The following is a 15398-nucleotide window of genomic DNA, read 5'->3' as shown; positions in this document are numbered from 1 at the left end:
CTTCGGAGGTGACCTCGTCCCGCGCCGTGCCCGGTGCCCGCCCGTCGGGTCTTGACGGGCCGACGGCGGCGCCTGCGGTGGATGAGCCGACGGCGGCGCCTGCGGTGGACGAGCCGGTCGCGTCACCGGCCGCTGGTCCGACCCCGCCCGGCCTGGTCCGGCGGCTTCTGCGTGGTCAGAGCTTCAGCGCCTGGCTGCTCGAGGTCATCCGGTTCTGCGCCGTCGGCGGGACCGCGTTCGTGGTCGACGTGGGCCTGTTCAACCTGTTGCGATTCGGCCCCGGGGAGCTGCTCGGCGAGAAGCCGCTGACTGCGAAGGTGCTCTCGGTCGCCGTCTCGGTGCTGGTGGCCTGGCTCGGCAACCGGTACTGGACCTTCGCGGGGAACAAGCGTGACTCCCGAGGGCGGGAGCTGACCCTGTTCGTCGCGGTCAACCTCGGCGGCATGGTGATCGCGGTCGGCTGCCTCGCGGTGAGCCACTACGTGCTCGGCCTGACCTCGCCGCTGGCGGACAACATCGCCGCCAACGGCGTGGGCCTGGTGCTCGGGACCGCGTTCCGGTACGTGTGCTACCGCTATGTCGTGTTCACCGGCGACGGCGGCGCCGGCCCACCGAGACCAGCGCCCCCTGGGGCAGCACGACGTCGGGATCGAGCGCCCGCGGCACGGCGTTGAGGAAGATCGTGAACACCGCAGGGCGGCGCTGGCTCAGCTCGAGCCGGCCGCCGTCCGCGGCGACGAGATCCTTGGCCAGGGCCAGGCCCAGGCCGGTTCCGGTACCGCCGGAGACGTGCTTGGTGAAGATGTCCGGGGCGAGGTCGTCGGAGACACCGGGCCCCTCGTCCGAGACGTCGATGAACACCCCGTGCCCGGCCGAGGCGGGCCGCGTCCCGATTCTGGTGGCGCCGCTGCCGTACTTGAGGGCGTTCTCGAGCAAGGTGGCCAGCACCTGTGCCAGGGCGCCCGGGCTCGCCAGCACCGCCAGCCCGGCGGCGTCGTCGAGCACGAGCTCGCGGCGGGCCTTGCGGAACGCGCGGCCCCACTCCTCCCGCTGCTGGGCGAACACCTCGTCCAGGTGGACCGCCTCCGTGGTGCCACCACCGGCCGAGCGGGAGGACCTCAGCAGGTCCTCCACCACACCGGTGAGCCGCTCCACCTGCTCGAGCGACACCCGAGCCTCCTCGCGGACCTCCTCGTTGTCGCTCAGCGCGAGGATCTCCTCCAGCCGCATGGACAACGCGGTGAGCGGAGTGCGCAGCTGGTGGGAGGCGTCCGCGGCGAACTGCCGCTCCGCCGCCAGCCGGCCGGCCATCCGGTCCGCGGTGCGCACCAGCTCCGCGGCGACGAGGTCGATCTCCTCGATCCCGGAGGGCTTCATCCGGGGTCGCACCTGCCCGGAGCCGACCTGCTCGGCCGAGGCCGCCAGGTAGATCAGCGGCGCGGACAACCGTCGCGCCTGATGCCGGGCGACGAGTATCCCTACCCCCAGGGCGAGCACCGCGGCGGCGACGACGAGCAGCACCACCTGCGTGGCCTGCCAGCGCACGTCGCCGGCGTCGACGTCCATGCGCACGGTCGCGCCCGACGGGGTGATGTGCAGGGAGCGGACCACCTTGTCGGGCAGCCGCGGCCCGGCGCGGTACTGCTCGCCGTCAGGCCCCTGGACGAGGATGGATGCGTCGTACTGCTCGGTGCTCCCCACCCAGGCCTCGAGCATGTCCACGTCGAGGTCCTCGCCGTTGACCAGGCGCCGCTCGACGGAACGGCCCAGCGCCGAGGCCCGTTGGTCGAGGCTGGCCTGCTCGCTGTTCCACACGAAGATGGCGCCCAGGATCCCCATCGGAACACCGAGGAGCAGGACCGCGACGGTCACGCCCATGACGATCATCTGAACCGCGCGACGGCGCACGGCGGACTAGCTCGCGGAGGTCTCGAACCGGAAGCCCATCCCGCGCACGGTCGTGATGTACTTCGGGTCGTTGGCGTCGTCGCCGAGCTTGCGGCGCAACCACGAGACGTGCATGTCGAGGGTCTTCGTGGACCCGGTCGGGTCCGTCCCCCACACCTCCCGCATGAGGGTCTCGCGGCCGACGACGGAGCCGGCGTCGCGCACCAGCACCCGCAGCAGCTCGAACTCCTTGGCGGTCAGGTGCAGCTCGCGGGTGCCACGGAAGGCCCGGTGGGCCGCGACGTCGACGCGCACGTCCTGCGCGCTCAGCTCGTCCTCGTCGGTGACCTCACCCCCGGCGCGGCGCAGCAGCGCCCGCACCCGGGCCAGGAGCTCGGCCAGCCGGAACGGCTTGGTCACGTAGTCGTCCGCGCCGGCGTCGAGACCGACGACGAGGTCCACCTCGTCCGCGCGTGCGGTGAGCACGAGGATGGGCAGCGTCAGGCCCTGGCTGCGGATGTGCCGCGCCACGTCCAGGCCGTCCATGTCCGGCAGCCCCAGGTCGAGCACCACGAGGTCGGCGCCGTTGGACAGGTCGTCCAGGGCCGACTGTCCGGTGCCATGGGGTCGCACCTCGTAGCCCTCCCGTCCGAGGGCCCGGGCGAGGGGCTCGGAGATGGCGGGGTCGTCCTCGACGAGCAGCACGTTGGTCACGCTGGTCATCGTACGGCAGAACGTCAAGGTTCGGTCAAGTGCGTATCACAGGCGTGCGAGATCGCAGGTCACACGCGCGCCGGGAGGCTCGGCGAGACCGAGGTCACGTGAGCAAGGAGGGGGCCGATCAGCCCGGGAGCCTGCGCAGCTCGATCGGGCGCACCTCACCCAGGCCCTTCACCTCGACACCTCGGTGGGGCACCATCGTGTACCGCCGGGCGACCGGGCTCGCGGCCATCGCGTCCGCGGTCGCCTTGTCCATGAGCACGGTGCCCGTGGGTGCGACGTCGACGAGCCGGGAGGCGAGGTTGACCGTGGGCCCGAAGACGTCGCCGTTGCGCGAGAGCACCCCGCCCCACACCATCGACGCCCGCACAGGCAGCATGTCCTCCTCCGCCTGCAGCGCGGCGACGAGCTCGGTGGCCACGTCCGCCGCGGTGGGCAGGTCGTCGGCGATGTACAGCACGGCGTCGCCGATCGTCTTGACGACCCGGGCGCCGCGGGAGGTGATGACGTCCCGGCAGGTGTACTCAAACGTCTGCACCAGGTTCGCCAGCGCGTGGCTGCCCATCTCGGTGGAGCGGCGTGTGTAGGCGACCATGTCCACGAAACCCAGGCCGCGCTGCAGCGGCATCCGGAACGGGTCGGTGCTGGGCCGGCGGCTCTGCGACACCTCCGCGTCGGTCCGGGCGATCAGCGCGGCAAGCTGCCGGCGCCAGGCGTAGTCCAGCTGGGACTGCAGGACGTCGACGATCGAGGTGATCCGGTCCAGCAGCACCAGCCGGGCGGAGACGTCGTCGAGCCCCCGCCGGCGCACAGAACCCTCGACCAGAGCCTCGGTCTGCCACAGCGCGAGGCGGTCGGTCATGTGCGACTGCGCCCGCAGCAGCGAGATGGCGGTCGTGGTGTCGACGACCTCCTTCTCGATCAGCCGGGCCATGGTGCTGAGCGCCTGGATGTCGCCGTCGCCGAAGATCACACTGGTGTCCCCGACGGTGGGGAACCCCATCGCCTTCCAGAAGGTGCGTGCGAACCCGACGCTCACGCCCGCGCGCTCCGCGAGCTGGACGATCGTCAGGGTGCGTGGCCCGCCGAGCAGCGAGTCGATGCGGGCGGTGACGGTGGACGACGGCGGTTCCTGGGTGTCCGGAACCTGCTCGTCGGGTTCCGGGGGCGGGAGCCGCTCGGGCAGCGGGGTGCCGTCTGCGGACAGCTGGTCGACCTCGTCCTGCCGTGGTGCGGCGTGGTCGTCCGAGGGGCGGGTCGCCCGGGCGCGCTCGGGGACGGCCGTGCCTTCGGTGCTCACCGTCCGAGCGTAACGCGCGTCACGTGGGACCTGGCCCGGGGGAAGCGAGCGCGGTGACGTCTCGCCGGTACACACGTGGACGGGTCTCAGCCCGCCCGCACGTGCCGGACGTCCCCCGCCCGGACGGTCCGCTCAGTTCCTTCGGGTGTCCGCAGGAGGAGGTGACCGTCGTTGTCGAGCGCCGTTGCTGTGCCGGTCACCTCGATCCCGCCGGGCAGCTCCGCACGCACCGAACGGCCGAGGGTGACGCACACGCGGGCGACGTCCTCCGCGAGACCGGCGGCACCCGCGTCCCCCGCGGCCGCCTCCCACCGCCTCAGCAGGTCGGCGAGGTGCCGTCCGACGGCGCTGAGCAGCTCCTCCGCGCCGGGTGTTGTGACTCGAGCGTCGGCGGCGAGGCGTAGCGACGTCGCCCACGGCACCGGCAGCTGATCGCGGGTCTGCGCGACGTTGACCCCGATGCCGAGGACGACGGCGAGCGACCCGGCGTGGCCGGCGCCGGCATGCGGGCCCGCGGCGTGCGGGCCCGCGGCGTGCGGGCCCGCGGCGTGCGGGCCCGCGTCGTGCGAGTCCGCGGCTGGGAGTGCCTCGGCGAGGATGCCCGCCACCTTCCGGTCGGTGCCCCAGCCGTCGACCTCCTCGCCCACGTCCAGAACGAGGACGTCGTTGGGCCACTTCAGGCCGGTCCGCACGCCCGTCAGCTCGGCCGTCGCCCGCTGCACCGCCAGCCCGGCCAGCAGCGTGAGCCACGGCAGCCGGCCCGGCGGCACGCGCGGGCGCAGCAGGACCGAGGCCGTCAGCGCGGTGCCGGGCGCGGTGTCCCAGCTGCGGCCCGCCCGGCCGCGGCCGGCGTCCTGGGTCTCGGCCACCAGGACGGACAGGTGGGGCCAGGCGCCGGGCTCCGCCGTCACGGCCTCGCGCAGGTCGGTGTTGGTCGAGCCGGTCTGCACCACGCGGACCACACGGGTGAAGGGCGGCAGAGGGCTTGCGTCGTCGGGCATGGCTCCAGCCAACCACGACGATCCCCGACCCTCGCCAAAGCCATACGACCGGTGTCCGACCAGAACTAGCCTCCATATGTGACCAGACTCACCGGCGCGGCCGCACCGCCGGCACCGCGGGCGGTGACCGCGCCTGTCAGCGCCCACCGCGGCGCGTCGGTGCTGGGTGAGCTGCTGATCACGGCTGCGGCGGTGCTCGCCCTGTTCGTCGTGTGGCAGGTGTGGTGGACGGACGTCACGGGGGGCCGTGCGCAGGTGGCCGCCGTCGTCGCGATCGAGACCAGCTTCCCGACCGTCCCGGCCACGCCGGCCGACTCCCCCGCCTCGCCGCTGCGCACCGACGCCCCACCCACCCTCGCCGAGGTGCCCGCCGGGACCGGGTTCGCCGTCGTGCACGTGCCTCGGTGGGGCACCGACCACGCGCTCCCCGTTCTGGAGGGCGTCGACGCGCGGGCGGTGCTCGACACCGGAGCCGCGGGGCACTATCCGGGCACGGCACCGCCGGGCGCCGTGGGGAACTTCGCGCTGGCCGCGCACCGGCAGACCTACGGCGCGGCGTTCCGTCGCGTCGACGAGCTGCGGGTGGGTGACCCGATCGTGGTGGAGACCGCCGAGGCGTGGCTGGTCTATCGGGTCACCGCAGACCGCGTAGTGGCCCCCGAGGAGGTCTCCGTGATCGCCCCCGTCCCCGGGGCGCCGGGCGAGGCGGCGACGGCCCGGATGATCACCTTCACCACGTGCCACCCGCTGTGGAGCACCGCACAGCGGTGGGTCACCCACGGCGAGCTCGCCGGCTGGCTCCCTCGCGCGGCCGGCGTGCCGGCCGAGCTGGGCGAGGTGGCCTGATGTACGCCGCGATCTGGCGGCGGCTGCCCGGCCCGCGGTGGCTGAAGGCGCTCCAGGCTCTCACCCTCGTCGCGGCGGTGACGGCGGCCCTGTTCGTCTGGGTGTTCCCGGCCGTCACCACCGGTCTCGGGCTGTTCGAGACCACGGTCGCCGGGTAGCGCACCGGGACAGCCTCCGGCGACAGCGCGCGTTTGTGGGACTCCCACAAGCGCGCGTGAGCGAACACGCACGCCTCCGGCAACGGGTCATAGGGAAGCGACAACTACCCTGTCGTGAGTGACCGACTCCAGCATCGACCTCTCGGCTCCCGTTGCCGGGGCCAGCCCGGCCGGGGACTCGCCGGCAACGCCCCCGACGGCCGTCCCCGCGCAGCCGCCGACGACCGCGGCCAAGGTCGCGGACCTCGCGGCCCGCGAGCAGAACCTGACCGACGCCGCCGCCACCGCCGTCGAGAAGCAGCACAAGCGCGGCAAGAAGTCGGCCCGCGAGCGCATCGAGGCCCTGCTGGACCCGGGCTCGTTCACCGAGCTCGACGCCTTCGCCACCCACCGCTCGTCCAACTTCGGGCTGGACAAGAAACGCATCCCCGGTGACGGCGTCGTCACCGGGTACGGCACGGTCGACGGCCGCCAGGTGTGCATCTACTCCCAGGACTTCACCGTGTTCGGCGGCTCGCTGGGCGAGGTGCACGGCCAGAAGATCACCAAGGTCATGGACATGGCCCTGACCACCGGGGTGCCGCTCATCGGCATCTCCGACGGCGGCGGCGCCCGCATCCAGGAGGGTGTCGCGGCGCTGACGCAGTTCGCGGAGATTTTCCGCCGCAACGTGGCCGCCTCCGGGGTGATCCCCCAGATCTCCCTGATCCTGGGACCCTCCGCCGGCGGCGCGGTGTACTCCCCCGCCCTGACGGACTTCATCGTCATGGCCGAGGGCACCTCGAACATGTTCATCACCGGTCCCGACGTCATCAAGGCGGTCACCGGCGAGGAGGTGGGCTTCGAGGAGCTCGGTGGCGCGGCCACCCACAACCAGCGCTCCGGCGTCGCCCACTACCAGGCGGCCGACGAGGACGACGCGGTCGACTACGTCCGCGCCCTGCTGTCCTACCTGCCCAGCAACAACCTCTCCGAGCCGCCGAGCTGGCCGGTCTCGGCGGATGAGGCGGAGGCTGCCCTCGAGGTGACCGACACCGACCGCGAGCTCGACACGCTCGTGCCGGACTCGGACAACCAGCCGTACGACATGCGCGTGGTCGTCGAGCACGTCCTCGACGACCACGAGATGCTCGAGGTCCAGCCGGGTTACGCACCGAACATGATCACCGCGTTCGGACACGTCGAGGGCCGGCCGGTGGGCGTCGTCGCCAACCAGCCCCAGCAGATGGCCGGGACGCTGGACATCAACGCCGCGGAGAAGGCCGCCCGGTTCGTGCGCACCTGCGACGCGTTCAACATCCCGGTCCTGACGTTCGTGGACGTGCCCGGCTTCCTGCCCGGCACCGACCAGGAGTGGAACGGCATCATCCGGCGCGGCGCGAAGCTCATCTACGCCTACGCGGAGGCGACCGTCCCGCTGGTCACGCTCATCACCCGCAAGGCGTACGGCGGCGCGTACATCGTCATGGGGTCCAAGAAGCTCGGCGCGGACGTCAACCTCGCCTGGCCGACGGCGCAGATCGCCGTGATGGGGTCCGGCGGGGCGGTGAACATCCTCCAGCGCGGTGCGCTGAAGAAGGTCGCCGAGGAGGGCGGCGACGTCGAGGCCGAGCGGGCCCGGCTGGTCGCCGAGTACGAGGAGACGCTGGTCAACCCCTGGGAGGCCGCCGAGCGGGGCTTCGTCGACGCCGTCATCACCCCCGCCGACACCCGCGTCCAGGTCGTCAAGGCGCTGCGCGCTCTGCGCACCAAGCGCGCGAGCGGGCCGGCCAAGAAGCACGGGAACATCCCGCTGTGAGCACGTCGGGCCTGGCGATGCCCCCGCAGGACGCTCCCACCTCGGTCTCCCCGGCCGAGTGGTCCTCGGGCGGGGAGGACGACGTGGTCGCGGCGGCGCTCGACGCCTCCGACCGGGCCGCGCTGGACGCCGGCCCGGCGCTGATGACCTCGCCCGCGGTGCGGGTGCTGCGCGGCCGGCCGGACGAGGTGGAGCTGGCGGCACTCGTCGCGGGCATCGTGGCGGCGCGCGGGCGCGCGGACGAGCTCGGCGGGCTGCCCGACGAGGCAGCCGAGTGCGTGCGCAGCCGCTGGAGCGAGCGCGCGCGTGTGCTCGGCATGGCCACGGCGCCGGACGCCGGCGCGTGGCGCTGGTCGCTGCACCCCTGAGACCGTCCGCTCCGCCGGTTTCTTGAGACGTGGCCCGTGCGATGTTCTCATCGAGGGCGTTACCGGTGCCATGTTGTCGGGGCGTCGCCGGTGCCATGGTCGCCGACGGCGCATCGGCGGACCGAGGGCTGATGGTTGACCATCAGCCCTCGGTCCGCCGACCAGCCCTCGGTGCAGCCCCAGGTGGCGAGCCGCCGCGGCCCCCGCCGCGCACCGCCCACCGACCCGCCCGTACGCTCGTGCTGTGGCGGACGTGTGGGACGCCGGCGACGCGTACGAGGGGTACATGGGCCGCTGGAGCCGCCCGCTCGCAGCCGCCTTCGTCGAGTGGCTGGGCGCACCCGACGGCCTCGAGTGGCTCGACGTCGGCTGCGGCACCGGTGCGGTCACCGCGGCGATCGTGACCGGCGCCGCGCCCTCCGCTGTGCTGGCGATCGACCCCTCACCCGGCTTCGTCGCGACCGCCCGCCGGCTCACCGCCTCGCCACTCGCTCGCTTCACGGTGGGTGACGCGGCCACCCTGCCCATGGGCGACGACGCCGTCGACCGATGCGTGAGCGGCCTCGTGGTCAACTTCCTACCGGACGCGTCAGCCGCCGTTGCCGAGATGCGGCGGGTGACCCGGCGCGGCGGCTGGGTCGCCGCCTACGTGTGGGACTACGCCGGCGGCATGGAGCTGCTACGCGAGTTCTGGGCCGCTGCCGTGACGGTCGACCCGGGTGCCGCGCAGATGGACGAGCGTCACCGGTTCCCGCTCTGCGCGCCCGGTCCGCTGGGCGAGCTGTGGCGGTCGGCCGGCCTGGACGGGGTGGAGTCGCGCCCGCTGACCGTCAGCACGCACTTTCCCGACTTCGACGACCTCTGGGCACCGTTCCTCGGCGGACAGGGTCCCGCGCCGGCCTACGTCGGCTCGCTCACGCCGGAGCGCCGCCCCGCGCTGGCACGCGAGCTCCGGCGGCGTCTGCACCCCTCGGCCGACGGCGCCATCGAGCTGACGGCGCGCGCCTGGGCGGTCCGTGGTCGCCGCCGCTGAGCGGTGACATCTGACGGAGAAGATGACATGTCGCCGAGAAGTTGGCTTGTGGCGGAAGATGACATCTCGCGGAACAGGTGACCGGCGGCGGAGAGGGTGACCTCTCGCCCGGCGGGGAGGGGGCCGTAGGCTCGTCGGGTGACCGAGACACGCCAGCCCACCCCGACCGACGCCGTCGCCGACGCCTACGTCATGCGGCGCATCGCGCTCGACCCGCTCGAGGCCACCAGTCTGGGCCTGCCCGGCCACGACCACGAGATGCCCGACCTCTCCCCCGCCGGGCTCGCCGCACGCACCGACCTCGACCGGGCCACGCTCGCCGAGCTCGAGGCCGTCGCGCCGGTCGACGGCGTCGACCGCGTCACCCACGCCGCGATGCGTGAGCGCCTGGGGGTCGCCGTCGAGCTGGCCGACGCCGGCGAGCTCACCCGCGAGCTGAACGTCATCGCCTCTCCGGTCCAGGCCGTGCGCGAGGTCTTCGACCTCATGCCCACCGCCACCGCTGCCGACTGGGAGACCATCGCCGAACGCCTGCGCGCCGTGCCCGCGGCGCTCGACGGCTACCAGGACTCCCTCCTCGCCGCCCGCGGCGCCGGCCACGTGGCGGCCCTGCGCCAGGTGGAGGCGTGCCTGAAGCAGGCCGACGAGCTCGCCGACGCCGACACCTCCTTCTTCACCACCTTCACCGCCGGCGCCCAGCCCGACGGCGAGGCCCCACACCGGGCGCTCGCCGCCGAGCTCGAGGCCGGGGCGCGTGACGCCCGGCAGGCCTACGCCGACCTGGCCCGGATGCTCGGCGAGGAGCTCGCCCCCGACGCCCCGGAGCTCGACGCCGTGGGCCGCGAGCGCTACGGGCTGTGGTCGCGGTACTTCTTGGGCGCCGTCGTCGACCTCGACGAGACCTACGCCTGGGGGCAGGAGGACCTGGCCCGGGTCGTCGCGGAGCAGCAGGCGGTGGCCGAGGAGCTCTACGGCCCGGGGACCGGCATCCGTGAGGCGATGGACCGGCTCGACAAGGACCCCGACCGCATGCTGCACGGCACGCCTGCCCTGCGCGAGTGGATGCAGGCCACCTCCGACGAGGCCGTCGCCGCGCTGACGGACGCGCAGTTCGACATCCCCGAACCGGTCCGGCGGCTGGAGTGCATGATCGCCCCGACCCAGTCCGGCGGCATCTACTACACCGGGCCCAGCGCCGACTTCTCCCGCCCGGGGCGGATGTGGTGGTCGGTGCCGGCGGGCGTGACCGACTTCGCCACCTGGCGGGAGAAGACGACCGTCTACCACGAGGGGGTGCCGGGGCATCACCTGCAGATCGGGCAGACCGTCTACCGCTCGGGCCTGCTGAACATGTGGCGGCGGATGGCCTCCTGGGTCAGCGGCCACGGCGAGGGCTGGGCGCTGTACGCCGAGCGGCTCATGGCCGATCTGGGCTTCCTCGACGACCCGGGCGACCGGATGGGCATGCTCGACGGGCAGCGGCTGCGTGCCGCGCGGGTGGTGCTCGACATCGGGGTGCACCTGGGCAAGCCGGCCCCCGACGAGTGGGGCGGGGGCACCTGGGACGCCGCCAAGGCGTGGCCCTTCCTCAAGGCCAACGCCAACATGGCCGAGGGTTTCCTCGCCTTCGAGCTGGACCGGTACCTCGGCTGGCCGGGGCAGGCCCCGGCCTACAAGATCGGTCAGCGGCTGTGGGAGGAGATCCGCGACGACGCGGGGACGGCCGCGCGGCGGGACGGCGGCGAGCTCGACCTCAAGGCGTTCCACCGCCGGGCGCTGGACATCGGCTCGGTCGGCCTCGACGTGCTGCGCGAGGCGCTGGTGTAGCGCTCGGTCGTTAAGAGCTCGTAGCGCGTCGAGCGAGGGTCGTCGGGCCGAGCGAGGGTGGTGGGCCACGGTCGCCCGGCCCGACGACAGTCGCTCGACGACCGGTCGTGGGCGAGGGTCCGAACCGGATCGCCGGACAGATGTCCCCGCCTCCCCGGATCGGCGGACGCACCACGGCAGGGCGGGTTAGATTGCCCGCATGTCCGAGGAGCAGGGGTCCCACCTCTCACGGCAGCAGCGGCGCGGGGGGCCGGCGGGTCGTCACGCGGCCGACACCCCACGAATCCCCGACCCGCGAGATCCGGCCGCAGAGCCGCCGTCGAGCTCAGGGCCGGCGGCGGTAGGCCCGACGGCGCAGCCTCCGGGGTCGAACGTGCCGGGCCCGCAGCCGCTTGGTGACGAGACGACGGTGCACGTCGCCCCGTCGCAGCCGGGGCCGCCTCAGCCGGGAAGCCAGCCCGGACCGCCCCAGCGGCCGCCCGTGACCTACCAGGCGGACGCGCCTGTCCACCGCGAGGTCGAGGCCCCCGGCGCCCTGCGCACCAGCCGCACGCTGTGGCTGCTCAGCTTCGTGGCCGGCCTCGTCGCCGTCGGCTTCTCCTGGCTCAATCGGGACGACGGCAAGCAGCGGCTGCTCGAGACGGTCACCGACCTCGCCCCCGGACGGGACGCCGCCACCCTCGAGGCGCTGGCGAACCTGGTCTTCTGGGGCTCGCTCGGCGCGATCGCCCTCGTCGTGGTCCTCGAGGCGCTGCTGCTGCGCACGATGATGCGCCGGCGCGCGTGGCCGCGGGTGGCCGCGTTCTTCGTCCTGGTGGTCCACGCGGCGGTCATGGTGCTGGCGGAGGCCTACCTCGCGGCGCCGGGCGGTGCGGGCGCCGCGGTGCGCTGGCCGCTGCTGATCCAGCTCGGGCTGGCCGTCGTGGCCTGGATCGTCAGCCTGTCACCCGCCGCCTCGCGCTGGTTCCGGGCGTAGCTGCGGGCGGGTGGTGGGCCCCGCGACCGGCTGGGCGGCGACGACCAGGGCCTCACAGCTGCGCGCGACGACCTCGCACGCACCAGCCGTGGACCGGTCGGTGAGCGGGTTCTCCGCCAGTGCTCGCCAGCGGCGCAGGCTCTCGAGCGCGGCGGCCCGGATCTTCGCGTCGCTCGCACCGTCGGCCAGGTTCAGGCGCCGGGCGGGTGCCACGCCCCGGCCCCCGACGAGCCGCTCGGCCTCGGCCTCCAGGTCCCGCGGCAGCCCCAGGCCGACGGTCCGCGCGGTCCCCAGCAGCCGCAGCTCGCGGAACTCGTGCGCCCCCGCCTGGATGCGCTCGAGCTCGGTGGCCAGCCGCTCGGTCCCCGGCCGGGGACGCGTCCGCAGCAGGGTCTCCAAACCCACCAGCGCGGTGCGCGCCTTCAGCTGCGCGGACCGGGCCTGGAACTGCCCGTCGATGAGGCGCTGCAGCTCGCCGAGGCCGCTGCGCCGTGCCAGCTCGCGGGCCAGGTCGGTCGGGTCGTCCAGTCCGCTGCGGATCAGCACCAGCGCGAGCCGCAGCCCGAACAGGCCCAGCCGCTCCACCAGCGCGGCCCGCATGGTCACGTCGACGGCCGGCGTGATCTCGGCGCGGGTGAACCGGTCGGCGGACAGGAGCAACCGTTCACGCTCTTCGCGCCCGAGCTCGGCGAGCTCGCGCAGCGCGGCGAACTCGGACTGGCGCAGTGTCCGGGCGCTCTGCGCCAGCAGCCCGGCGATGGGGACGACCGAGAGGGCGAGCGGCCGCAGCGAGGGGTCCTCACGGTAGCGGCGGGCGACGTCCCGCGCGGAGATCATCGAGTCCAGCCGGCCGGCGCCCACCTCGTCCGCGCGCGAGAGGACCGCCAGCGCGTTCACCGTGCCGGAGCGGCCGGCCTCGGCGTCGCGGAAGGACTCGAGGAAGTGGATGTCGGAGCCGTGCATGTGCCGCATGAGGTACACGACGGCGTCGGCCTCCGAGGGGCTGTCCTCGGGCGTGAGGAACGCCGTCGCCCGTGCCGAGACGTCCGTGGAGAGCGAGGCGATGCCGGGTGTGTCGATGAGCGTGAGGTCCCGCAGGCCCGCTGTGGGCCAGTCCACCACCAGGCGAGCGACCTCCTCCGCGGGCGTCCCGCCGAGGTCGAGGCGCAACCGGCCCTCCACCCGGCGCAGCGGTAGCTGCCGCGGCTCGCCGTCGCGGGGGTAGAGGGTCACGCGGGGCGTGGCCCCGTGGCGGTACCACGTGACCACCCGGGTGCACTCACCGGTGTCCGTGGGTGCGAGCTCCTCGCCGAGGATGGCGTTGAGCAGGGTGGACTTGCCGGCCTTGACCATCCCGGCGATGGCCACCCGCAGCGGGCCGTCGAGGCGGCTCGCCCAGCCGTGCAAGGACGTGGCCGCAACGGGGTCGTCCGCGTAGACCTCCAAGGCCTCCCGGAGCAGGAGCCGCACCCCACCCTCGGTGCTCATGCCTCGGCCACCACCGCACCGCCACGAGGTCGTCCCACCCGCGACGGAGTCCCCGCCCGGCCGGCGCGAGCCGACCTGGGCTCTGGTGCCTCGGCGTCAGCCGTCTCCAGCGCGTCCGCCTTGCGGGCCAGCGCGTCCACCCGGTTGAGGTCGATCTTGAGCACGGCGATGCGCTGGTCGCGTTCGGCCGAGAAGATGCTGGCTGCCCGCTGTGCCGCGACCACGGAGTCGCTCAGCGACCGGTGGTGCTCCTCGGCGATCTCGGTGAAGTGGTCGCGGATGGTGCGCTGAACGATCCGGAGGCGGTCGCGTAGCTGCTTTCCCACTTGGAAGCTGACGTCGTCGATCTGCCGGCGCACGATGCTCTTGGCCTCGCCCTGCCGCCGCCGCAGCCGCGCCTCCTTGTCCTCGCGATAAACCTTCCCGCCGAGCAGGACCCCCGCGGCCACGGAGATGGGGTTGATGAGCGCCATGCCGGCGATGCCGGTGAGCAGACCGAACATCAGCACCCCGCCGTAGGAGCCTCGCATGCCGATGAGCACCTTCTGCGTCACCGAGAGATGCCCGGCGTCGAGGTCCGGCACCAGCGGTACCGGGTCGAGCACGTCGTCGGTGTCGTCGACGCGGAGGACCGGCAGGCGCAGCTCGTCCTGGGCGAAGAGCGCGCCCACCTGCTCGGCCAGCCACTGGGAGCGTTCGGAGGTCCAGAGGAACGTCTCGGAGACGGTCGCGGCCACCCGCTGCTCGAGCCAGTCGGTGAACTGGTCCCACACCGGGCCGGGGTCTCCGGCGTCGATGGCCGCCTCGGCATCACGCTGGACCGCCCGCAGCCGGTCGCGCAGGTCGAACTCCATGTCGGAGATGAGGTCGGCGACGCCGTCGTTCAGGGTCACCTGCCAGCGGGCGGACTTCTTGCGCTGCTCGTCGGCGTGCTCCTTGGCGACCTCCAGCTCGGCGAGCAGCTGCGGGGTGCCCTCGGGGTTCTCCAGGGCGGCGAGCTCGGAGCTCAACGACAGGCGTAGGTGCTCGGCGGTGGAGCGCAGGTCCTGGGCGACGGACCGGCGCTGCAGCCGCTCGGCCTGGCCCACGATCTCGCGGCGCAGGTAGCCGATCAGCCCGGGGAAGCCGGACTCCTCGTTCAGCTCCTGGCTCTTGGCCCGACCGGCCTGCAGGCGCAGCACCGAGGAGACGGGGAACAGCGGGATCTCCTCGTCCACCTTGGCGAGGTGGCCGCGGTCGATCTGCGCGACCTGGCGCCACTGCGGGTACAGATCCGTCTTGGACAGCACCCCGGCCACGTTGGGGCACACCCGCATGGACTGACGCAAGAACGCGACCTCCGGCTCGGTGTACTCCTGGGAGGCGTCCGAGACCAGCAGCATGGCGTCCGCGGTGGGCAGGGCGGTGAGGGTGGTCAGCGCGTGCGCGGAGTCCAGCCCGCCGACCCCCGGGGAGTCGATGATCGCGAGGCCGCCGGCGAGGATCGCCCGCGGCAGGGTGACCTCCGCACCGAGGAGGCCCTTGACGTTGCCGGGGTTGCCCGCCTCCCCCACGTAGGCGGGCAGCTCCTCCAGCGGGACGGGCCGTCGCTGCACCGTCGGTTCGGCGTCGGTCCCGCCGGGGTCGGGGACGAGGACGACGGCGGACGGTGCCGCGCCGTGGCGCACGACGGTGGGCACCGCGGTGGCGATGTCGTCGTCCACCGGGCACACCGGCGCCCCGACGAGGGCGTTGATGAGCATGCTCTTGCCCTGCTTGAACTCCCCCACCACGATGACGCGGATGCTCGGGTCGAGCAGCCGCTGCCGGGTGTGCTCGAGGCGGCGGCTCAGGTCTGCCCGATCTCCGTCGCGCACCAGCGCGATGGTCTGTTCGACAAGTTTCACCAGATCGGCCACGGTGCCCCCTTCGGCGCTGGACCCCTATCGCACCACAGGGCCGGCCCCGCGCAATTGGAAATCGCGCAGGGCCGGCCGTGGTGTTTCAGCGTGACGTC

Annotated in this window: 14 protein-coding genes; 8 read left to right on the top strand and 6 right to left on the bottom strand. The window is 73.5% G+C overall.

What is annotated here, in order from left to right; translation table 11 throughout:
- Positions 1-8 precede the first annotated feature (8 nt).
- Positions 9-674, top strand: a complete 666-nt coding sequence (locus tag FE374_RS04815) for a GtrA family protein (protein WP_230978457.1) — start codon at positions 9-11, stop codon at positions 672-674.
- Here FE374_RS04815 and FE374_RS04810 read toward each other — a convergent pair.
- The 4 genes from FE374_RS04810 to FE374_RS04795 form a co-directional block, all read right to left on the bottom strand.
- On the bottom strand, positions 586-1878 hold the full coding sequence (locus tag FE374_RS04810) for an ATP-binding protein (RefSeq protein ID WP_230978456.1): 1293 nt from the start codon (positions 1876-1878) through the stop codon (positions 586-588). The genes FE374_RS04815 and FE374_RS04810 overlap by 89 nt on opposite strands.
- 36 nt (positions 1879-1914) lie before the next feature.
- Positions 1915-2601 (bottom strand): response regulator transcription factor, encoded by a 687-nt coding sequence (locus tag FE374_RS04805; RefSeq protein ID WP_139927481.1) that lies wholly within the window; start codon positions 2599-2601, stop codon positions 1915-1917.
- A 127-nt stretch (positions 2602-2728) separates the two neighbouring features.
- Positions 2729-3907, bottom strand: coding sequence for an adenylate/guanylate cyclase domain-containing protein (locus tag FE374_RS04800; protein ID WP_223173646.1), 1179 nt, complete (start codon positions 3905-3907; stop codon positions 2729-2731).
- An 86-nt stretch (positions 3908-3993) separates the two neighbouring features.
- The gene (locus tag FE374_RS04795) at positions 3994-4908 is read right to left on the bottom strand and encodes a biotin--[acetyl-CoA-carboxylase] ligase (protein WP_139927480.1); all 915 of its coding nucleotides are present in this window, start codon (positions 4906-4908) and stop codon (positions 3994-3996) included.
- 78 nt (positions 4909-4986) lie between these two features.
- Here FE374_RS04795 and FE374_RS04790 point away from each other — a divergent pair, with 78 nt between their 5' ends.
- The 7 genes from FE374_RS04790 to FE374_RS04765 all read left to right on the top strand — a co-directional run bounded on the left by FE374_RS04790 (position 4987) and on the right by FE374_RS04765 (position 11914).
- Positions 4987-5754, top strand: a complete 768-nt coding sequence (locus tag FE374_RS04790; protein ID WP_139927479.1) for a class E sortase — start codon at positions 4987-4989, stop codon at positions 5752-5754.
- Entirely contained in the window at positions 5754-5912 is a 159-nt protein-coding gene (locus tag FE374_RS19105; protein WP_168205600.1) for a hypothetical protein, read from the top strand. The genes FE374_RS04790 and FE374_RS19105 overlap by 1 nt, the downstream gene beginning before the upstream one ends.
- A gap of 265 nt (positions 5913-6177) precedes the next feature.
- Positions 6178-7710 carry an acyl-CoA carboxylase subunit beta gene (locus FE374_RS04785; protein ID WP_230978542.1) on the top strand — a complete coding sequence of 511 codons (1533 nt, stop codon included), beginning with the start codon at positions 6178-6180 and terminating at the stop codon, positions 7708-7710.
- Positions 7707-8078, top strand: a complete 372-nt coding sequence (locus FE374_RS19735; protein ID WP_230978455.1) for an acyl-CoA carboxylase subunit epsilon — start codon at positions 7707-7709, stop codon at positions 8076-8078. The genes FE374_RS04785 and FE374_RS19735 overlap by 4 nt, the downstream gene beginning before the upstream one ends.
- A 244-nt stretch (positions 8079-8322) precedes the next feature.
- A complete protein-coding gene (locus tag FE374_RS04775; protein ID WP_223173645.1) occupies positions 8323-9111 on the top strand; it encodes a class I SAM-dependent methyltransferase in 789 nt (262 codons plus the stop codon).
- 192 nt (positions 9112-9303) lie between these two features.
- Positions 9304-10938, top strand: a complete 1635-nt coding sequence (locus tag FE374_RS04770) for a DUF885 domain-containing protein (protein ID WP_139931347.1) — start codon at positions 9304-9306, stop codon at positions 10936-10938.
- A 481-nt stretch (positions 10939-11419) separates the two neighbouring features.
- A complete protein-coding gene (locus FE374_RS04765; RefSeq protein WP_139927478.1) occupies positions 11420-11914 on the top strand; it encodes a hypothetical protein in 495 nt (164 codons plus the stop codon).
- On the opposite strand, the gene FE374_RS04760 is transcribed toward FE374_RS04765, so the two are convergent.
- Both FE374_RS04760 and FE374_RS04755 read right to left on the bottom strand, forming a co-directional pair.
- Complete coding sequence (locus FE374_RS04760; RefSeq protein WP_139927477.1) at positions 11882-13402, bottom strand: dynamin family protein; 1521 nt, start codon at positions 13400-13402, stop codon at positions 11882-11884. The genes FE374_RS04765 and FE374_RS04760 overlap by 33 nt on opposite strands.
- Positions 13399-15300, bottom strand: a complete 1902-nt coding sequence (locus FE374_RS04755) for a dynamin family protein (RefSeq protein ID WP_139927476.1) — start codon at positions 15298-15300, stop codon at positions 13399-13401. The genes FE374_RS04760 and FE374_RS04755 overlap by 4 nt, the downstream gene beginning before the upstream one ends.
- Between the last annotated feature and the right edge of the window lie 98 nt (positions 15301-15398).

This window comes from Georgenia yuyongxinii (assembly GCF_006352065.1).
GTDB classification, from domain to species: Bacteria; Actinomycetota; Actinomycetes; order Actinomycetales; family Actinomycetaceae; genus Georgenia; species Georgenia yuyongxinii.
Note: the sequence above shows the minus strand (reverse complement) of the source record. Positions and strands in the feature narration are given on the sequence as shown.